The 20,390-nt window shown below is 56.1% G+C and carries 17 protein-coding genes and 1 tRNA gene; 7 read left to right on the forward strand and 11 right to left on the reverse strand.

Annotated elements, in window-relative coordinates:
* The first annotated feature begins 8 nt into the window (after nt 1-8).
* The 4 genes from E3E36_RS04870 to E3E36_RS04885 are packed head-to-tail and all read left to right on the forward strand — an operon-like array spanning nt 9 to nt 3,623.
* Complete coding sequence (locus E3E36_RS04870) at nt 9-527, forward strand: DUF3201 domain-containing protein (protein WP_167894794.1); 519 nt, start codon at nt 9-11, stop codon at nt 525-527.
* A 9-nt stretch (nt 528-536) separates the two neighbouring features.
* Nucleotides 537-1,688, forward strand: a complete 1,152-nt coding sequence (locus tag E3E36_RS04875; RefSeq protein ID WP_167894186.1) for an RsmB/NOP family class I SAM-dependent RNA methyltransferase — start codon at nt 537-539, stop codon at nt 1,686-1,688.
* Nucleotides 1,689-1,690: 2 nt separating this feature from the next.
* Nucleotides 1,691-2,728, forward strand: coding sequence for a flippase-like domain-containing protein (locus E3E36_RS04880; protein WP_167894187.1), 1,038 nt, complete (start codon nt 1,691-1,693; stop codon nt 2,726-2,728).
* 58 nt (nt 2,729-2,786) lie between these two features.
* On the forward strand, nt 2,787-3,623 hold the full coding sequence (locus E3E36_RS04885; protein WP_167894188.1) for an NAD(+) kinase: 837 nt from the start codon (nt 2,787-2,789) through the stop codon (nt 3,621-3,623).
* On the opposite strand, the gene E3E36_RS04890 is transcribed toward E3E36_RS04885, so the two are convergent.
* From E3E36_RS04890 to E3E36_RS04915, 6 genes are all read right to left on the reverse strand, one after another.
* On the reverse strand, nt 3,607-3,894 hold the full coding sequence (locus tag E3E36_RS04890) for a DUF835 domain-containing protein (RefSeq protein WP_167894189.1): 288 nt from the start codon (nt 3,892-3,894) through the stop codon (nt 3,607-3,609). The two genes, E3E36_RS04885 and E3E36_RS04890, sit on opposite strands and share 17 nt — an antisense overlap.
* Nucleotides 3,895-4,132: 238 nt before the next feature.
* Nucleotides 4,133-4,654, reverse strand: coding sequence for a hypothetical protein (locus tag E3E36_RS04895; protein ID WP_167894190.1), 522 nt, complete (start codon nt 4,652-4,654; stop codon nt 4,133-4,135).
* Nucleotides 4,645-5,622, reverse strand: a complete 978-nt coding sequence (locus tag E3E36_RS04900) for a bifunctional N(6)-L-threonylcarbamoyladenine synthase/serine/threonine protein kinase (protein ID WP_167894191.1) — start codon at nt 5,620-5,622, stop codon at nt 4,645-4,647. Before E3E36_RS04900 ends, E3E36_RS04895 begins: the two co-directional genes overlap by 10 nt.
* A gap of 60 nt (nt 5,623-5,682) precedes the next feature.
* Nucleotides 5,683-6,204, reverse strand: coding sequence for a flavin reductase family protein (locus E3E36_RS04905; protein WP_167894795.1), 522 nt, complete (start codon nt 6,202-6,204; stop codon nt 5,683-5,685).
* 50 nt (nt 6,205-6,254) lie between these two features.
* Nucleotides 6,255-7,571: an acetate--CoA ligase family protein gene (locus E3E36_RS04910; protein ID WP_167894192.1), complete on the reverse strand. Its 1,317-nt coding sequence runs from the start codon at nt 7,569-7,571 to the stop codon at nt 6,255-6,257.
* A gap of 9 nt (nt 7,572-7,580) precedes the next feature.
* Entirely contained in the window at nt 7,581-8,735 is a 1,155-nt protein-coding gene (locus E3E36_RS04915; RefSeq protein ID WP_167894193.1) for a hypothetical protein, read from the reverse strand.
* Nucleotides 8,736-8,806: 71 nt separating this feature from the next.
* On the opposite strand from E3E36_RS04915, the gene coaD reads away from it, so the two are divergent.
* The 3 genes from coaD to E3E36_RS04930 all read left to right on the forward strand — a co-directional run bounded on the left by coaD (nt 8,807) and on the right by E3E36_RS04930 (nt 10,170).
* On the forward strand, nt 8,807-9,352 hold the full coding sequence (gene coaD, locus E3E36_RS04920) for a phosphopantetheine adenylyltransferase (RefSeq protein ID WP_167894194.1): 546 nt from the start codon (nt 8,807-8,809) through the stop codon (nt 9,350-9,352).
* Nucleotides 9,339-10,019 carry a triose-phosphate isomerase gene (tpiA, locus tag E3E36_RS04925; protein WP_167894195.1) on the forward strand — a complete coding sequence of 227 codons (681 nt, stop codon included), beginning with the start codon at nt 9,339-9,341 and terminating at the stop codon, nt 10,017-10,019. The genes coaD and tpiA overlap by 14 nt, the downstream gene beginning before the upstream one ends.
* A 75-nt stretch (nt 10,020-10,094) precedes the next feature.
* Nucleotides 10,095-10,170, forward strand: a tRNA-Gln gene (locus E3E36_RS04930).
* Nucleotides 10,171-10,633: 463 nt separating this feature from the next.
* Here the strand turns inward: E3E36_RS04930 and E3E36_RS04935 are convergent.
* From E3E36_RS04935 to E3E36_RS04955, 5 genes are all read right to left on the reverse strand, one after another.
* A complete protein-coding gene (locus E3E36_RS04935) occupies nt 10,634-11,317 on the reverse strand; it encodes a hypothetical protein (RefSeq protein WP_167894196.1) in 684 nt (227 codons plus the stop codon).
* A gap of 78 nt (nt 11,318-11,395) precedes the next feature.
* On the reverse strand, nt 11,396-15,772 hold the full coding sequence (locus tag E3E36_RS04940; protein WP_167894197.1) for a DNA-directed DNA polymerase II large subunit: 4,377 nt from the start codon (nt 15,770-15,772) through the stop codon (nt 11,396-11,398).
* A complete protein-coding gene (locus E3E36_RS04945) occupies nt 15,773-17,917 on the reverse strand; it encodes a DNA-directed DNA polymerase II small subunit (RefSeq protein ID WP_167894198.1) in 2,145 nt (714 codons plus the stop codon).
* On the reverse strand, nt 17,917-19,164 hold the full coding sequence (locus tag E3E36_RS04950) for an ORC1-type DNA replication protein (protein ID WP_167894796.1): 1,248 nt from the start codon (nt 19,162-19,164) through the stop codon (nt 17,917-17,919). Before E3E36_RS04950 ends, E3E36_RS04945 begins: the two co-directional genes overlap by 1 nt.
* Nucleotides 19,165-19,461: 297 nt before the next feature.
* Nucleotides 19,462-20,085, reverse strand: coding sequence for a DNA-binding protein (locus tag E3E36_RS04955; RefSeq protein ID WP_167894797.1), 624 nt, complete (start codon nt 20,083-20,085; stop codon nt 19,462-19,464).
* Nucleotides 20,086-20,390 lie beyond the last annotated feature (305 nt).

The following is a 20,390-nucleotide window of genomic DNA, read 5'->3' on the forward strand; positions in this document are numbered from 1 at the left end:
TGAGAGAAATGAACGTGAGAGAGATTCACGAGTTCCTTAACGAGATGTGGGAGGGCATATTCAGGCTCAACGAAGAGCTCAAGCTCGAACTCCCGAAGGAGGGCTTTAAAGTAGAGGACGTTGAGGAGGCCTTCGGGGCATACATCTTCATAGACGGCGAGTGGAAGCTGATGAAGTACCCCCACCCCGCCTTCGAGATAAAGCCCCAGATAGAGGTCGGAGCAACGCCGGAGAGCCACTACTTCGTGGTCGCGGTTCCCAGGGAGAGGGTGAGTGAAAACTTTGTGGGCCTGTTCCTCGAACTCTTCCCGAGGAGCTTCATCTACGGTGCCGAGAACTTCCTGAGCGACATCTACAACTGGAGGAGGGACGGCAGAGTCTCTCCGGAAGAGGTGCTCAGAAAAATATCCGAGAGCGATGAGAAGGTCTTCCAGTTCGAGGCGAACTTCGGCTCGGTTAAAGCCCTCAGACAGGGGATAATGAGGCTCATTGAGCTCGGAAAGCGCTTCGAAATCTTCGACCTCTGAGGTGTGGCAATGAGCTACGAGGACGCTTTTCCACCGGAGCTGAGGGAGTACTACAGGAAGCTCTTCGGGGGAGAGGCAGGGGAGATAATGGCCTCCCTCCGGACGCCGGTGGAGAAGTACTACATCCGCGTGAACACCCTCAAGACGAGCAGGCAGAGGCTAATGAGCATCCTCCGGAGGGAAGGGCTGAAGCCGAAGCGAAGCCCCTACCTGAAGGAGGGCATCTACTTCGAGCGCGAGGGCCCGAACTTCGACGACGACTATGAGCCGGGCCTTCCTGCTGTGAGGGCCAACAAGTTCGCGAGCGAGAGCGTCTACCAGGGGGCCATGCTCTACGCTCCCGGCGTTCTCCAGGCGGACAAAAGGATAAAGCCCGGCGATGAGGTCGAGATAAGGGATCCTAGGGGCCTTCTGGTGGGCATTGGGACAGCGAGGATGAGTGCCAAGGAGATGGTTGTCTCAACGAGGGGGTTAGCCGTTGAGGTCACCCTGCCGAAGTTCAGGCTGCCCAGCCTGAGCGAGCTGGAGTCCTTTAAGGATGGCCTCTTCTACGCCCAGAGCCTGCCCTCGATGGTGGTCGCCCACGTCCTGGAGCCCAGTGAGGAGGATCTGATAGTGGACATGGCGGCCGCTCCCGGAGGAAAGACGAGCCACATCGCCCAGCTTATGCAGAACCGGGGCGAGATAATAGCAATTGACAAGTCAAGGAACAGGCTCAAAAAGATGGAAGAAGAGCTCAAAAGGCTCGGCGTGAAGAACGTCAAGCCTCTCCATATGGACTCCAGGAAGCTCCCTGAGCTCGGGATTAAGGCGGACAAGATACTCCTCGACGCGCCGTGCACGGCTTTGGGTATAAGGCCGAAGCTGTGGGAGAGCAGGACTCCAAAGGATATCGAGGCCACAGCACGCTACCAGAGGCACTTTATAAACGCGGCCATAAAGTCCCTCAGGGAGGGCGGCGTTTTAGTCTATTCCACATGCACGCTGAGCTACGAGGAGAATGAGGCCAATGTGAGGTACATCCTCTCAAAGGGACTGAAGCTTGAGGAGCAGAAGGTGTTCATAGGCTCCCACGGCATTGGGATGGACGGTGTCCAGCGCTTTTACCCCAACAGGCATCTAACTCAGGGGTTCTTTATAGCGCGCTTCAGGAAGGTGTAGCCATGGACTGGAGGAAATACTCCCTCCTGGGCCTGGGCCTGGCAATAATAGCCCTCCTCCTCTGGTGGGCCGGGATAGAGGAGGTCATGGCGATACTCAGGAACGCGAGGGCGGACTACTTTGTGATGGCGGTCCTGGCCTACGTGGCGGCCGTCATCATATGGGCCCTCCGCTGGAGGGTCCTCCTGAACAGCCTGGGCATCAGGGTTCCCTTCAGGACGATCCTCGGGGCCCTCTTCGCGGGTATCTTCGTGAACAACGTGACCCCCGGGGCGAGGGGCGGCGGTGAGCCAGTGAGGATGTACTACATATCCAAGCACACAGACGAACCCTACGGCCACGTCTTCGCCACGATAATGCTCGACAGGATACTCGACGTGATCCCCGTCGTCATCATGCTCTTCCTCGCAACCGCGTACGTCTACCGCCTCGGGTCGTTCACGCTAACAATCACAGTGCTCGTACTCGACCTCGCTTTCGCCGCCCTGACCCTGACAACGGTGGGCATCCTCCTCAGCGAAAGGAAGACCAAGGGCATGCTCTACTGGGTCTACCGGCAGTTTGGAAGGATCATGCCGAAAAAGGCCGCCAAGTACGAAGAGAAGTTCGTGCACGCCGTCGAGGTGAGCGTCCCCCAGTTCCAGGAGAAGTTCAAGTTCCTGCTCACTCACAGGCGCGCCTTCGCCCTCTCTCTGGCGTACTCCTTCGCCTTCTGGTTCCTTGTCCTCATCAGGTCGTACCTAATATTCCTAAGCATCAACAACCCCATAGGCATCCTCGACGTCATGGTCGTCCAGACCATCGGCATAGTCGTGGGAATGATGATGATCCTCCCCGGAGGAGCCGGGATAATCGAGGCCATAAACTCCGGCGTCTACGTCCTCCTGGGCATAGGGAAAGGGGCGGCCGTTACAGCCACGGTTCTTGAGAGGCTCATCTCCTACTGGGCCCCCACCGTCACGGGGGCGGCTGTGATGGCGCACTTCGGCATAAAGGTCAGGGCCGAGAGGCAATCCCGCGGGGAGGACAGAAAGGTATAAATCCACCTTTCAGTATTTTTGAGTTAGCACTGCGGCCCTGACGGGGGAAGAGGGGAGTATGAAGTTTGGAATCGTTGCCCGAAGGGATAGGGAAGCGGCGTTGAAGCTGGCCTACCGCGTCTACGACTTCCTTAAGGTCAGCGGGTATGAAGTGTACGTTGATGAGGAAACCAACCGGTACCTCCCGGAGTTCCATGAGGAGGACGTGCTCCCCCTTGAGGACTTTGACGTGGATTTCATAATCGTCATCGGCGGCGACGGAACGATCCTCCGAGTCGAGCACCGAACCAGGAAGGACATTCCGATACTGGGGGTCAACATGGGAACCCTGGGGTTTCTCACCGAGGTCGAACCCCACGAGACGTTCTTTGCCCTCAGCAAGCTCCTGGAGGGCGATTATCACATAGATGAGCGCATAAAATTGAGGACGTACCTCAACGGTGAGAACACCGTCCCCGACGCCCTCAACGAGGTGGCAATACTCACAGGGATCCCCGGAAAGATAATACACCTGCGGTACTACATTGACATGGGGCTGGCGGACGAGATAAGGGCAGATGGACTGATCGTCTCGACGCCGACCGGTTCCACAGGGTATGCAATGAGCGCAGGCGGGCCCTTCGTTGACCCCAGGCTGGACGTCGTGGTCATAGCGCCACTCGCCCCCATAGCCCTCAGTTCGAGGCCGATGATAGTGCCTTCGTCCAGCAGAATAGACGTCAGGAACGTCGCGATAACAAGGGAGATTATACTGGCGGTGGACGGACAGTTCTACACGTATCTGGAGCCCGAAACGGAGATAACGATAAAGCTCTCCCCCAGGAGGGCAAAGTTCGTCCGCTTTACCCGCGAGGTGTACCCCAAGTACACTATGAGGATCAAGAGGAAGTTCTGAGGAGGGAGCTTAGGTTCTTCACGGGAATGAACTCCTTGGACAGTATTCTGAACTCCCTGTCCGCCAGGGCCCCCTCCTCCACGGTCACGAGCACCAGCGAGTGAAAATTAACGGCGTAGTCCTTCAGGGACGCCAGGAACCTGAACACCGAAACGAAGTCGTTGTATATCACCAGAACCTCAAGGCAGTCAATGACCACTACCTTCCCGCCTCCCCTCAGAAAACCCACCGCGCTCTCAAGAATAACGTGGAGCTTTGTGGGCTGTTTCATAAATGGTTAAAAGTGTAAAGTTTTGGTGTTTTTGTCTTGTCGTAATTTTTAAATAGTTTTGAAGTGGATTTTGTAGTGGTGTGGCAGTCTCTGGAATGTGGGGTTTTAAGCCCGAATGGAGACTGCTGAAAAGCCTGAAGATGTGGGGAGTCACCGTTCCCCCCGAAAGCCCCACGATGAAGTTGGGAGTGGGGAAGGTTAGCCGTAACGACGTTTACGAACTTTACACAAGTTACGGCTAACTAGAACGGCTGACCCCTTCCTGCCCCACCTGCGTGACCCACAGTGTCTGGACGTGATCCCCCAGATCGGAATACTTCCACGGGCTACGGGTGACGACAAGAGCCGGAACTCCAACTGAGGCCATGAAATCAACGACCTCCCCGTCCCTCCCGAGGTAAAGGTACCCCCCAGGCTCGACCCCATCCGTGGCAGACACGTCGTCCGGGACGCGGAGAATCGTCTTTTCAATGCCCCTCACGTACATAAAGAGGCCGTACGCCAGCCCTATTATTGAGACAAAATATATGGCCTTTTCAAGCAGTATTATCCCCGGACGGAGGCTCATGAAGTTGTCCGCGATGTCAAGAAGCCGCCCAAAGGACGCCAGCGACAGCGACGCCGCCGTTATTTTCATGAACCTCCCGAGGGGCTCCTCGTACCGGTTTATTCTCTTTACCGCATGAAAGGCCACGTACGTGATGACCGCAAAGAGCACCAGATCCGCCAGCAGTGCGAAGGGAGACGTCACTAGCTCCATACGACCTCCACCTCGTCGGTGCGGAACTTCTGCCTGACCACAGTATCCTCAAGTGAAAACCTGACGCCCCCAAGGTACATCCTCAGACCGGTGTATGCTATCATCGCACCGTTGTCGCGGCAGAGTTCGTAGGGCGGGACGAAGAACTCCACCCCCCTGTCCCCCGCCATCACCTTCAGCATCTCCCTCAGCCGGTTGTTGGCGGCGACACCGCCAACGAGAACCACTTCATCTTTACCCGTGTGTGCCACCGCCCTCTCCGTAACCTCAACCAGGGCAGCAAAGGCGGTCTCCTGGAAGGAGTAGGCGAGATCTTCAACCCTGTACCTGCCCGTCCTGTACTTCCTGACGGCCTCGGTCAGGATGCCGGAGAAGCTCAGATCCATTCCCTTCACGGCATAGGGGAGCTCGATGTAGCGCTCGCCCTTGAGGGCCAGCTTCTCAATCTTCGGCCCGCCGGGGAAACCGAGTCCGAGCTCCCTCGCGAAGGTGTCTATTGCGTTGCCTATTCCAATGTCTAGGGTCTCACCAAAAACACGGTAGCGGCCCCCCTCAAGGGCCAGAACCTGAGTGTTGCCCCCGCTCACGTAGAGGCCGACCGGATCCCTTACCCCGAACATCTTCGTTATCTCAACGTGGGCAATGCAGTGGTTGACCCCTATTATGGGCTTACCGTGCCTTATCGCAAGGGCCCTCGCGGCGGTGGCGACGACGCGGAGGGCGGGACCGAGGCCCGGCCCCTGGGAGAAGGCAATGACGTCAACCTCATCCATTCCGATTCCAGCCGTTTCCAGGGCCTTTTTAAGAAGGGGCTTCAGAAGCCTGGCGTGGTGCTCAGCCGCCTCTTTGGGGTGGATGCCCCCCTTTTCGGTCGTGAGAGTGTGGAATACGTTGGCCAGAACTTCCTTTTCCGTGACTATACCTATGCCCAGCGTGTGTGCAGTACCCTCTATGCCCAGCGCTATCATCGGGGTTAAATGAAGGAAAGGGTATAAAAATTTGTTGGGGCGTTCAGGCACCGCCTAAACCTAACCGCGCGGCCGGTAGATCCTGTCCTCAAAGGTCACGAAGTCCGTCCACGAGGCGTGGGCAAGAAAGCCCGCACCAAGGTTGGGTCTGTCCTCTAAAAAAGCGTCTTCCCTGTAGGAGAACCCGACAACCTCACCGACGAACCAGGTGTGGTCGCCGTAGTCCCGCTCGTCAACCACCCTGCATTCAATGTTGGCCAGTGCATTCTCTATGCTTGGGGTTCCCACCTCTTTGGACGGAACAAACTTTATGGAGGTCTCCTTCAGCTTTTCCGGACCGTGCCGGGTTCCGACAATCCAGACGTCGTCCAGCATGTCAAGCCCCGGAACGCTCACCACGAACTCGCGGTACTTCTTCACAAGGCCCCACGTGTGCCTCTGGGGGGCTATGGCAACACCGACCATGAAGGGCTGGAAGGACACAACGGTGACCCAGTCAGCCGCCATCACGTTGGTCTCCCCACCGTGGCCCGCCACAATAAGGTACGTCCTCATGGGATACATCAGCCGGTAAGGCCTCACAACCACCACCCGGTCAGAAGTTAGGGGGATTGTATTAAAAAAGTTTGGAGTCAGCGGAGCGAGAGCCAGTAGAGCGCCCTCGCGGCACGCTCCGGCGTCGGGAAGTTCTTGATACCCGCCCCCTCCAGCAGTTCGACTCCGTCCCTCACGAGCTCCCCCGCCATGAAGTTGACTATTACCGGCTTGCTGCAGTCCGCCTCGATTACGGCCCTCGCTATCTCCCCGCTGGGGATGAATATCGGAGGGACACAGATGACGAGGAGGGAATCAACGTTTTCATCTTTACATACGACCTCGATGGTTCTCCGGTAACGTTCGTAGTCAGCATCGGCTATGAGGTCTACCGGGTTCTTCACAGAGCACTGCGGCGGGAGGAAGGAGCGGAGCTTCTCGATGGTTTCTTTGCTTAGTTCAGCAATCTCAAGGCCCAGCTTTTCGAGCCTATCCGTCGCCAGAACGCCGGGCCCGCCGGAGTTGGTTATAACTGCGACGCGCCTTCCCGCTTTCGGGTACACCTCGAAGGCCTTTGCCGCGTCGAAGACCTCCTCCATCTCCTCGACCTCTATCGCCCCGGCCTGTTTGAACGCGGCCCTGTAAATCTCGTAGCTTCCAGCCAGAGAACCGGTGTGGGAAGCAGCCGCCCTCGCACCGCTCGCACTCTTCCCGGCCTTGAGGACAATGACGGGCTTTTTGCTCGCCGCGTAGCGGAGGGCCTCCAAAAAGCGCCTCCCGTCCTTGACGCCCTCAATGTACAGGGCTATCGCCTTCGTGTTCTCATCGTCAGCGAAGTACTCAAGGAAGTCGCTCTCGTTTAAATCTGCGGCGTTTCCGTAGGAAACGAAGGCCGAGAAGCCGACCCCCTCATCGTTGCCCATCGCGAGGGCAGCGCCTCCGAAGGCACCGCTCTGGCTGATGAGGGCCAGTCCACCGGGCTTAACACGTACCTCAAAGGAGCCGAAGAACCTCCCGTGGACGCCGAAAATGCCGGCGCAGTTGGGGCCAATGATTCTGACGCCGTGCCTCCTGGCCTTCTCCACCAGCTCACGCTCAAGCTCTTCGTTTCCAACCTCAGAGAAGCCGGCGCTTATTACGACGGCGCCCTTTACGAGCGGCCCAATCTCATCTATTAGGGCAGGGACCATTCTGGCAGGAACGGCAATTATGGCTGTATCAACGGGCTCCTCCAGCCTCGGCCTGATTTCAAAGACCCTTCCGGCGACCTCGACGGTTCCACCCTTTGGGTTTACGGGAATCACCCTGCCCTCAAAGCCACCCTCGACAATGTTCCTGAGTATCTCGTAGGCTATTGCCCCCACCCTGAACGAGCCAAAAACAGCGACGCTTGAAGGGTAAAAGAAGAAGTCCATCGAACCACCTCACTCCTCCTTTCTGGGAAGCCCTCCTCCACCTTTCGGCCCGAGATGCCTCCGTCCGCCTCCCCTCTTCCTGGAGAGCATGTAGGCCAGAACCGCCAAGAGAACCAGAGCCCCACCTGCAGCATAGGGGAGATACCAGCGCTTCTTTTCAACCACCCGGATTATAACGGTGTTGTCCGGCGCCAGCTGGTACTCACCGTTCATCACGGTGATGTTGTCAAACCTGCCCGGAAGCTTAACCATCGCCTCCCACACCTTCTCGCTCCGGGTCTCCCTGTAGGCAACCTTGGGCACGGCGACGCCGATAACCACAAGGGAACCGTTGCGCTCTTCAGCGTCTATGCTGACGGTGTCCATTACCGACCTGAAGCTGCTGAGGAGCTTGTCCACAACGGCATCGTTGGCCTTTGCGCCGGAGAACGTCGCATTGAACTGGACGTAGCCGTTATCGGGGTCGTATATCAAGGTTATCTGCTTGCGGGTCGAGTTTATGAACCGGATATACGAGTACAGGGGGTTGTAAAGCTCTATCAGGGGGAATATGTACCCGTTCTCCCACACCGCCACGTTGCCCTCAAAATCGTCCGGCGCCGGGACGAGGTCCTTAACCTCGTAGTCCTTGGGGAGCATCACCGTCAGCCTGTCCCAGCTGTAGTCGAAGACCCTCCCCCGTATTGAGAACTTCATGCCCCCCCATATGGGGAACTTGAAGAGGACACCGTCCGGCACGAGGAAGTTCGTGACCGAAAAGGACACCAATGCGGACCAGTTATCAAGAACCCTGACTGGGCCCTCCTTAGGGACGTATATCTCTGCAGTCATGTTAAGCGCCTTCAGCTTCTCATTAAAGCTGTCCTTGAGGTTATCGTAGATCAGGGACTTGACAAAGGCCCTGAACTCCTCCTCCGCCTTCGTCGAATTGCTCTCAGCCATTGACTCGAAGTAGTGCCTGTAGTATGGATCCTCCAGCACCGCGTGGATCTTGAAAGCACCAATCCAGACGTTGGAACCGTTTATAGACGCCGGGGAGACCCTGATGACAATGTCCATCTTAAAAAAGGGCTGCGGGTTCTGCGGCGCCGGGGCAGCGTTTACAGCGGCGGCCTGTGAGAGGATCATCAGAACAGCGAGCACCAGCACACCAAGCCTCCTCATACGTTCTCACCTCACGAAAAGTCCGCGGGGCAATAAAAAAGCTTATTGGTTCGGCCGCCTAAGCAAACTCCATGAGGAAAAAATACAGGAAAGTCGTCGTCGGCGGAACCTTCGACAGGCTCCACCTCGGCCACAAGGCCCTGCTGAGGAAGGCCTTTGAGGTCGGAGAATACGTCTACGTGGGCCTCACCTCGGACGAGATGATACGCGAGAAGCCGTACGCCGATAAAATCCTCCCCTACGAGATTCGCCTGAAGGATTTAATCAAGTTCTTCGAGGTCAACGGCTACTCAAACTACCGCGTCATCAAGATACACACGGCAATAGGCTTCGCGGGCAGCATGAGGAGCCTTGAGGCCATAGTGGTGAGCGAGGAGACCTACAAGGGGGCACTCGTCGTAAACCGGGCAAGGGAGGAGAACGGGCTGAAACCACTCGACGTAGTCACGATAGGGCTCGTGAGAAGCCCCCTGGGGCCGAAGATAAGCTCTTCCCTAATAAGGGCAGGCCTAATAGACCCGTTCGGAAGACCGGTCTCCAGTGGAAACGGAACTCCCCGAAAGACGTTTAAGGGGAAAGAACGTAACACTTCCGGTGATACCTATGGTGAAGCTTAAGGAGCCGATCATAGCGATCAACTTCAAGACATACATTGAGGCCACCGGCGAGAGGGCCCTGGCAATAGCGAAGGCAGCCGAGAAGGTCTGGAAGGAGACCGGGATAACAATCGTCGTCGCCCCCCAGCTGGCCGACCTCTACCGCATCGCCCAGGAGGTCGAGATTCCGGTCTTCGCCCAGCACATTGACCCGATAACGCCGGGCAGCCACACCGGCCACGTCCTTCCGGAGGCGGTTAAAGAGGCCGGGGCAGTTGGAACGCTCCTCAACCACTCCGAGAATAGGATGATCCTCGCGAACTTGGAGGCCAGCATAAGGCGCGCTGAGGAAGTCGGACTCATGACAATGGTCTGCTCCAACAACCCGGCCGTCAGTGCTGCCGTCGCGGCGCTTGGCCCGGACTACGTCGCCGTCGAGCCGCCCGAACTGATAGGTACCGGAATTCCCGTCAGCAAGGCCAAGCCGGAAGTCATCACCGACACCGTCGAGCTCGTCAGGAAGGTAAACCCAGAGGTCAAGGTTCTCACCGGCGCGGGAATAAGCACCGGCGAGGACGTCAAGAAGGCCCTCGAGCTTGGAAGCGTTGGAGTGCTCCTTGCGAGCGGCGTAACCAAGGCCAAGGACCCGGAGAAGGCAATAAGGGATTTGGTTTCGTTGATCGTTTGAGGCTTTTTCACCCCATTTACTTCCTTCTGAGGGGGCTTAAGATTTATAAGCTTGAACAGGCTCTTTCTATCGGGCAGCCCCGTGGTGTAGCGGCCAAGCATGCGGGACTTTGGATCCCGCGACCCGGGTTCGAATCCCGGCGGGGCTACCACAACGAAAGACAAGGGGGCTCCGCCCCCTTATCTCTCTGTACTCTCAAACCCCCGAAGTGGGGCTACGCCCCACAACCCCGTTTTCTCCAAAACTCCGGGGGGCTAACGCCCCCACACCCCCAGAAACTTTGCCTGCGCACGTCAAGTTCTGCTCGACGCAAGGGACGGAAGTCCCGCAGAGTTTGACCAAGGTTCGTAGCTCCTTTTAAAAGGCTAAATTCTGAGTGATTTTCTCTACCCGAACGGTTGTTTCAAGTGTGAGAACTTTTCAAGTTGCTCCTTGGTAGGGGTTTAACTTTAAAATCGACGCCCGAAGGGCGTCAAAAGAGAGCAAACCCCGTGCCAAGGTCTGTTTAAACGTGTTCTCCTTGAGAAAACGAGCCTTCTGAGTGCAAAATCCTTGTATTATGGTCTTTTTAGAGGGTGAGCTACGTGCTTTTGGTGAAGCTTTTTCCAAAAGCTTCAAAACGCAAACTCCTCCACAGTGAAGCTCTCCACGACCCTCTCGAAGTCCGTCTCCGGAGCGTAGGTGAAGCCACAGGAAGAGCACTTTAAGACACCGTTCTCTTCATGGAGCGGGGCAAAGCAGACCGGACAGCGGTACTCCTCGCGGGAAAGCCTGTCGTAAACCTCGTCCATCATGACGATGAGGTTCAGCTCGGCCTCCCAGTCCTCGTGGAGCATGCCCCAGTAGGGAGTCTCGACCGGGTAGAAGTCCTCAAGGATGAGCGCGTTTATCCCAATCCCCCTGACACCGGGCGGGAGCTTGCCGGTCGGCTCTATGCTCACCACATACTGGTCGTAGAACTCGATTCTCTCGGCGCGGACGGTCAGGCCGCGGGAGAGCCTTGAGCGGAGCGGTATTATCTGGAGGAAAAGACTCTCCCTTTCAACGTCCCAGCTTGCGCTTACGGAAACACTACCCTTCGTGAAGAACTGGGTTATGTAGCGGTCGTCGCGCTCCTCTCCAGCTAAAGAAAAGCCCAGCTTTCCAAATGCCCTGCCCAAGAAATTCGGCCTCGGGAGCCTTTGATAGTTTATCAGATACTCACCTATCCAGCCCGCAAGGGGCATGGAGTAACCTACGAACGCCTGCCTCTGAACGCGCAGGTAGGCCACGCTGGGCACCAATTTAAGCTGGGGCATCTCCACCGGAAATAAAACGGCATAATAATATATATGATTAACGGAAAGCCGGGAAGTAAAAGCAACGGGAAGAAAGGATCACGAGCCAAAGAACTCGTCCAGGCTGATACCCTTCTTCGGCTTTTTCATCCGGGATTTCTCCTTTCGGATCTCCTTCTCAAGGCCCTGGGAAGGCCGGTTCCTTTTCTCGGACTTCTTTTCTTTGGAGGGAGCCTTCTTCCCGGTGTTATTAGCCTCCCCCTTCGCCTTCAGCTCGTCCAAGTAGCCGTTCCTGCCGTTTGACTTCCCTGTTCTGGCCTTTATCATCTTCTCGCAGACGTCCGCCGAGAAGCCCATCAGCGTCCTCTGCCTTTCGGGGAGGACGTTCTCGAAGAGGCTCTTTATGTCCTTCTCAGTTATGCATATCCTCTGCCGGGTGTAGTCAAGAACACGGTACTTCGTAACGAGCATCTTGGCGGTGGGCAGGTACTTCTCTATCGCGCCCTTGCTGACGGTCAAAACGATTTTTCCGCCACACTTGGGACATTTTCCTGTCAGAGGAGGTCTTCTGTACTTCGTGTTGCATTTAACACACCTAAACTCCTGCCTCGTGAAGCTCCTCAGGTTGCCCCTCAGGTCGGGGACAAGGTGGGAGTTGATTATGGTCTCGGCCACGTGATGTTCGTCAACCGCCCTTATGCGCTCCGCCAGGGCGAGCTGGCGCTCGACCTTCTCCACCATGTCGCCGAGCTGCTTGTACAGGCTCATCTTCGGTCCGAGGCCGATGTCGTCCGTATCGTGGGTGAACTTCAGGCCTTCGTACATCTCCGGCCTTCCAAGCCTGTCCTCAACGCGCTCTATGACCTTCACTTCCTTTGGAGACTTCATCTCGTAGGTCGCCTTGTAGAATTCCAGCGGGTAGTAGCGGACGACGTCCATGTTATGGACCTCGCTGTCAACTTCCCTCGGGTCGAGTCTCGTCGTGACGACCAGCGGAGCGTCCATCTTGCCGCCGCGCTTTTCGGGGAGGTAATACTTGCTGAAGTTGAGAAGGGCGTCGAGGAGGAGCATTACAGCGTCCTCGTCGCCGTCGCATTGGTGTGTTACAATATTCTCATTTATTAGAACATTGTGATAGATTTTGGCATTTAATGAGAATACGAAGTCACTCTTAGGCTTGAGGTATTCGATGCGTTGGATGTTAAGCAGTGTGAGGTGCCCATTTTCATAGACCCCTATCATCTCCCCCTCCTTCACCTCGAAGGCCCGCTTTTCCACGAATTTTCCGTTCTCGTATACCAGAACTGGATGGTCCACAGTCGTTTCAAAGCTCCTTCCGAGTTCAAGCCCAAAGCGGATCAGGTGATCGGTGCTCGGAGCTTTTATTACGTCCTCAATGTCAGTCAGGACAACCTTTCCGCTCTCTGGGTCGAAGGAATAGACCTTAACGTCCCTCTTCGGCTTCTTCCTGACGTAAACCATGTTCTCATAGCTTTCCTCCTCGAACAGCTCGTAAAGCTCGCGGAGCGTTATTCTGGCCGGTTTGCCGTCAATCTGGACGAGGATTCTGGTGTCTCCAGGGAAGCAGTTCCTCCTCTTCGCCGCGTGGAAATACGGGTGAGCATATCCCACAAGAACGTCGGAGAAGCCGATTATCCGACCGATTATTCCAGCGGAAGTGTGTGGGGCAAGGCCGATAACGAGGTGGCCGACGAGATCCTCCATCCTCTCGGCGTTGTAGAACCTCGGAAGGCCGTAGAACTTCTCAAGGAGGTCGTCTATAAAGCGCGCGACCTTGAGGAGGTAGCGACCGGCCTCGTAGGGCAGTATAACGTCCTGAACCTTCAGCTCGAGTATCTGGTCGTCCCGCTCCAGGGGTTTGCCCTCGAAGTCGTGGGTGTAGCCGAGCTCGCGGAGCTTCTCAACGCTCGTGCCTATCTCCCTCGGCTTGAAGTGGGTTATCGGAGCATCGGTGGCATCGAAGCGGATGGTGCCGTCCTTAAAGACGTAGACGTCGTTTTTGGCCCTCAGCAGGCCTTTCTCTAGAGGCTCAGCCATCTTGAAGCCAGAGGTCATTCCCTGGACGCCTTTGAGCTTGTCGATGCCGTAGACCTTCACGTTTTCCATAGCTTTCCTGAGCAGTTCAGACGGCTTTATCGTCCTCCTCGCGTAGGGCTTCAGTTCAATGCCGCACTTAGGACAGCGGAAGTCAAAGCTTTCAGCCTCGTTTTCAGGATAATCAACGTTGCACTTAGCACAGTGCCAGAGGAGCTCCTTTCTGGTACCACAGCGTGGGCAGAGATGCTCGGGGCCAGTGTGGCCGCATTCCGGACAGCGGAAGAAGGCTATCTCGACGCTGGTCACCTTCCCCTCCTCGGCGGCCTTCTTTATGTCCCTGCTCGACCCTCCCGCCAGACCGATCGGGAAGAGAACCTGAACCGGCGGCTTCATCTTCCTCTCCTTGGCCTTCTCCGGACGGCCCATTCTGGCCCCTATCCAGCTTATGCCCCTGTCGCGGAGCTTTATGGGGCTGTTATCGTTGATTATGTCAATTACAGTGAAAAAAGGCCTTGCCCTGAACTCCCACTCAAGGTTGCCGAGCGGGGTGAGCAGAGCGGCGCTCCAGGGGTACTCAACGACAATGACCTTTCTCCTGTCCTCAGTGCGCTCAAGCCTGTGGGGAAGGCCGAGAAGCTCAAGGTAGCGCTTTATCTTCGGGTCGTTTTCGAGAACCACCTTCCGGGCAAACTTTATCCCCCTGAACTCGCCCCACTCGATTTGAGCATTAACCAATGCCCTCTGGAGCTCCTCGGCCTCCTCCGGTTTGAGCGTGTTCCAGTAGAGTGTGTAGTACGGGTGGAGAGGAATATCGAGGACCTTTGAGAGGTGCACCGCAATCTCGACGTCCGGCTTAACACGGAGCGGATCGTGGAGGAGCCTTTCGAGGAAATCCGGGTCGACCTCAAGGTACTCCGCGGCCTCCTCTATTGCCTCGCGCGGGTTCTCGGCGAAGGGCTTGAGCTCAACCTCGTAGGTTTCCGCTATCGCCTTAACCAGCTCCTGAACCCACCACTCCTCTACGTAGTTCGCTGGTAAAAGCGTCTGGTTGTTCTCCACGAAGTCGCCGAAGTTGACGAGGGCATCGCCAACGTAGAGTATCTCGTCCAGCTGGTTCCTCACCCTCAGTGCAGTCTCGTAGTCGTCCACCCTGATGACGGAGCCGTTCTTGAGCTTGACTATCGGGCCCTCGATGGTAGTGGCGGGCGTCACGATGCAGCCCTTTCCGGGCCTCTCCGTCTTCATCTGCGTCCCCACGGCTATGAACTCGTCAAGAAGGAGCATTGTGGCCGGATTGACACTCCACGTGGCGAAGCCGCTGACGCGGGAGCGGCCGTAGCGGAGACGGAAGCCTCCGTTCTCCGAGGGCTCCGCGAAGAGCGGCCTGCCGCCGATTATCTCCTTCGTGTACTTCTTGTTCGGCGCGATGTTGGCCTTAAAGCGCTCGTAGAGCTCGTAGTAGAAGCCCTTCTCGACCTTCCCCTTCACCTCTTCGGGACGAGCCCCTTCAGCCCTTGATTCCCCTGAGGACTTCTTCTCTTCTTTCTCGGCCTTGCCCTTCTCTTTGCTCTCAACAAACTCCTTTATCCACTCCCATCCGTCTATGCCCATTTTATCAATGTACTTAACGAGCTTCTTGGCCTTCTGGAGGACGCCCTCAGCCAGAACCAGAATGGCACCGCCGCGGATATGGTTGGTCTCAACACCGGGGACGTCGCGGTGGGAAACCTCGACCTTATCGGTCTCCTCACCGGTTATCTCAATCGGTATGTTCCGCATGGCCAGCCTCACTTCATCGGCCTCAGGGTGGTACTGCAGCCTTGTAACGGCACGGTGGTAGAGGTCTATCTCTTCCACCATCCTCTCGATGTGCTTTTCGCTCGGCTTGAAGCGGTCGAGACCTAGCTTCTTCCTCACATAGTCGCCGACGAGGACGCTCAGGGCCTGGGCCGTTCCGCCGGAGCTCCTTATCGGCCCCGCGTAGTAGAGGGCCAAATACTCGCTACCATCTGCCCACTCGTTGCGCTTGATTTTAACGTCAGCGATACCTTCCAATGGGGCCGAAACTATTCCCTCCGTGAGGATTGCCAGAGCCGTTCTGACCGCCTGCTCCGCGTACTTCTCCTTGCTCCCGAGGTCGCCGAACTTCCCCTCGATAATCTCGTCAACGACCTTGAGGGCGGCGAGTTCCTTCCCGTACTCCTTCACAAGAGCCCTTATGCGCTCGGCCACTCCGGGGGGGCCGACGAGGCTCTCGACACGGCCGGCCATGTCGGTCGCCTGGGGAACCTCAACCTCAAGGCTGGGGTCCATTCCCTGAGCGCGGGCCTTTCTCGCCACCTCGTAGGCCCTGTCTATCTCGCGCTGGAGCATCTCGAAGTAGGCCTTCATTTCAGGAGAGTATAGCTCTTCCCCCATTCAAACCCCCTCACAGAACTGATCGAACCGGACGACGGCCCTCAGGCGGGCGGTTTCAACGTCTATTATTGGAACCCTCGCGGGAGTTGGTACGATGTTCACCATCTTCTGGAACTCGGTCTGGGCCTGCCAGGTGCCGGTGTTGATCACAAAGACACCGTTATAGATTTTATACTGCATGACGTGGACGTGGCCGGCCTGGAAGAGGTCGGGGACGGACTCTATGACCAGGGTGTCTTCGGGGTCTGGAGCTATAGGAACCTTCTCCCCAAAGGTCGGCGCGAGGTGGCGAAGCTTCAGAAGATCCACCATTGCCTCCGCCGGCCTGTGGTGGCTCCTGTTCGGGATAAAGCTCACCACGTCCTCTATCCCCCTCCCGTGGGCTATCAGAAAGTCCCTGCCGTGGAGCCTTACAACGGCAGGGTTGCTTATTATGACCGCGTTCTTGAGCTTGAAGAGGGGCCTCGCATACTCCTCGTAAAAGCCCGGCTGGGGGAGGGCCGTTCTGGCCGCATCGTGGTTGCCAGGGCCGATGAACATCGTTATGTGGTCGGGCACGTTTTTCAGCAGGTTTGCAAGGGCCTCGTACTGGTCAAATATATCCGGAATGGCAAGCTCGTTGTACTGGCCCGGGTAAATACCTATGCCGTCAACGACATCGCCGGCGATAATAATGTATTTGATTCTGCTCACCAGCTCCTCCTCGGCCCTGTTGTTTACGTCCCCATTCAGCCACTCAAGGAAGCGCATAAAGGCCTTCTCGCAGAACTTGTTCGAGCCCACGTGTATGTCGCTCAGCAGCAGCGCGTAAACCTTCTCCTCAAGGGGCGGCTTCTCACGCTTGAACATGGGGACGTCGGGGAGGAAAATTTTGCTGGCAAAAAATATGCCCCTGCCGGAGTAGCGGCCACGGAACGCGACAACCGAGTCAGGCATTATCTGGAAGAACTTCGCGCTCTCCTCGTTGTTGCGGTTTATGAACACCTTTATAACCCCGGTGCTGTCCTCGACCTCAAACATGAAGCCCTTGGCGGTCTCCCTTTTGCTGTTGACGAGGCCGATTATGGTGACGTCATCGTCGGTCTTGACGTAGCTGAGCTTTGCAATGTCTATAACGCCACCGATTTCGGGATTCTCACGGAGTATCCTGCGCATCTTCCTGAGACGGGAACGGAAGTAGTCGGCGTAGACCTTGATAATTATCTCCCCTTCCTTGCTGGCGGCACTCTTGACCTTGGGAACCTCAAACTTAACGTTCTTAACGTCAAAAACAAGCTCCCATTCGTCAGGGATCTCGGCCGCCCGGTAGCGGAAGCCCTTCTTGGGGCTGAGGCGGTAGTCCTCATAAGTGGAGTAGCTTTTCCTCTCCCCCGAAACCTCCTCGCCGACGTAGGCCATCGGCACCCCGTACTCTCCATAGACTATTCTGGGCTCCATCTCCTCCCCGTTCTCGTAGTATGACTCGTCGTCTGGATAGCCATTGCCGTTTTCTGTGATCTCCCGGCCAATCCCAGACCCAGAGGCTGCAGCCTCAGCGCCACTGGGGGGCCCGGAGGTTTCTTCCCCGCAATCCCCACCATCCACGGGGAGGGCCTCACCGGTATCCCCTTCGACCATGTCTTCGGCCGGCGCGGTCTCACCCGTGGGGGCCCCGGCGGCTCCAGTGGAAATAGAACTCTCCCCCCGGAACAAACCGGGTTCCTCTCCCCCCAAACCACCAAAAGAAGCATCTACAGGGCCCTTTTCATCCGGAGTTCCAGTGGAAATAAAGGTTCCATCAGCGGTTTCAGGAGGATGGTCCACCGAAGTGCTTTCGACGATAGCAGACGAGACAGAAGCAGAATCAGCATCAGAGGCTAGGACAACCCTTTTTTCACCACCATGGAGCATCTCATTTGAGGACTCGTGGTCGAGATTTTCGCCCCCGCGAGTGCCCCCTTCAACTGGAACTTCCACTGAAAGCAGACCCCTCTCCCTCAGAAACTCCTCTGCGATGGAAGAGTCCACCACAAAGGTGCCGCGCGATTTGGCAAACTTTATGAGCTCGGCAAGCGTGAAGTCCCTCCGGTACCTCTCCTCAAGCAGGTAGTACGCGGAGGGAGTGATTAAATAGTTGTTGGCCATTAAATCCTCAATAAGTCCCATCAGAGCAGCCTCCTCTGCCTAGACATGCTTACGGTGAGCATGGTCTGGAGCTGATGGTCGTGACGGTATATGTTTTTGACCTTATAAGGAGTTACGTTCAGGCGGATCTCCTTGGTTCTTCCATACCTGCCCTTACTGACGACCTTCGCGTTGATTATGCCCAGCATATCTAGCTCATTGATCAAATCGCTCACGCGCCTCTGTGTGAGCGGTTCGAGGTCTATGTGGTCGCAGAGCGATTTATAGACGGAGTAAACGTCGCCAGTGTTGGCCGGGAGCTCACCGTTCTCGTCGAGGAGGACTATCGCGTAGAGGAGAACCTTTGAGTGGAGCGGGAGCGTCTTTATGACCTCCTCCATTGTGTCCTGCTCAATCTTTTCCTGGGCCTTCCAGACGTGCCTCTCGGTGACCTTGCTGGCCCCCTCGCGCTCGGCTATCTCACCCGCCACGCGGAGCAGATCCAGAGCGCGCCTCGCGTCGCCGTGCTCCCTCGCGGCCAAAGCGGCACACAGTGGGACGACGCCATCGTCCAGAACGCCCTCATTGAAGGCATCCTTCGCACGCTGCATGAGGATGTCCCTGAGCTGATTGGCATCGTAAGGGGGAAATACAACCTCCTCCTCACTGAGACTGGACAGAACACGGGCGTCGAGGTACTCTTTGAACTTAAGGTCGTTGGAAATGCCGATTATGCTGACCTTTGCCCGCCTGAGCTCGGTGTTTATTCTCGTGAGGGAGTAGAGGATATCGTCCCCGCTCTTCTTGATGAGCTTGTCTATCTCGTCCAGCACAATTATAACGAAACGCTCCGTGGCATCTATTACCTCTTTGAGCCTCGCGTAGACCTCATCCGTCGGCCAGCCGACCAGGGGCACCTCGACACCGCTCTCATCCTTAAAGTGGTTCACGATATTGGCCAGAACCCGATACTGGGTGTCAACTATTTCACAGTTGATGTATATAACGTCCACGGGTATGTTGTACTTCTGAGAGATCTTCTTGAGCTCCTCTGTAACGAACTTAATGGTAACCGTCTTCCCCGTACCGGTCTTCCCATACACAAAAACGTTTGATGGTGTCTCACCCCTGAGGACAGGGACAAGAATGTGGGCAAGGTTTTCTATCTGTTCCCTCCTGTGCGGGAGCTCCTTGGGGGTGTAGCTGTGCCTCAGAACCTCCTTGTTCTTGAAGATCTTCTTGGCATGGAGGTACTTCTCAAAGATCGAGTCGAGGTAGCTATCATCCATCACCATCACCTATTCCACTGGAAACCAAGCCCGGCCGTAGACTTTTGTCCCAAGATATGATCACGAATTTAGATATTTGACATGATATGATCCAGATTTTGAAATTATTACCATTCAGCTGGCAACATATTGAAGATCAAACATGAGCTCCACAGGAAGCACCGGATGCAGAGGAAGCATAGACTTCTTGAGGAACCGGGTTTATATGCGTTGTTGAACAGAAGGATGTAAAAAAGGCACCATCCACCCCCGTGGATAACCATCCCAGCCACTGCAGAAAAACAAAAGCAGAGGCCCTCAAACGTACCCGATATCCCGATCCTCCCCCTCAATCTCTTTTTTAATGGCCATTATCTCCTCAAGAAGACCAAGAGCGTCCTTCTCATCCATCCCTACCTTAACCGTCAGGAACCGGAGGAGCTCCTCCCGGGTGGCCCCTTTCTGAAGCCTGTCGAGAACCATGGCGACTATCCTGTCAAAGACTTCTCTCTCAAACTCGTCCTCCAGCCCCAGCTCAGACACGGCCGACAGCAGGCCGACCAGAAGGGCGGAGAGGGCGTCGTTAAACTCCTCCTTCCCGAGGGCCTTCTTGTCGAGGTCAACGCGGAGATAGACGTCATCGTTCATTCCTGCGAGGGCAAACTTCATGAGGTTTACCCGATCGTTGAGGCGGAGAAGGGTGTGGTAGACCTTGAGCTTCTCGTCCTTCATCATTGGGAAGGTCTCAAGCCCAAGGGGCACGACCAGGTGAACAAACTCGTCGGAAAACGTTACGATCAGGGAAAAAGGCATCCTCGGGTGCTCGGCCAGGTATGTGCCTGGGTGAACCTCCCTCACGGCCCAAGGGAGGTCAACTATGTCCTCGGCACTATCGTCGCCTTCCCTCAACCATTGGAGAACGCTTGACTCAATGTCCCCCATGGAGACCACCATAATGGTTAATGGGGTAAGGTGTTAATTAACTTTGCACAGGGTTCCAGCGGAAACGAAAAAGTTATGCACACATTAGGACACCAGATTTTTGAATTTGTAAACGTACAGGGGGATTCATACGGACATTTCCACTGAAAGCTCAATGAACATTAATGTCCATAAAAATCGGTTCACTGAAGTGCAACAAGGTGCATTCCAAGTAAATAGAAACATATAACCGGAGACAATAGTTAAACAGAACAGTACCCCCAGGGAGTTCTGTTTCCACTGGAAGCGGGTTTTGGCTACTCTCC

The organism is Thermococcus sp. M36 (assembly GCF_012027355.1).
In the GTDB taxonomy this organism is placed as follows: Archaea; Methanobacteriota_B; Thermococci; order Thermococcales; family Thermococcaceae; genus Thermococcus.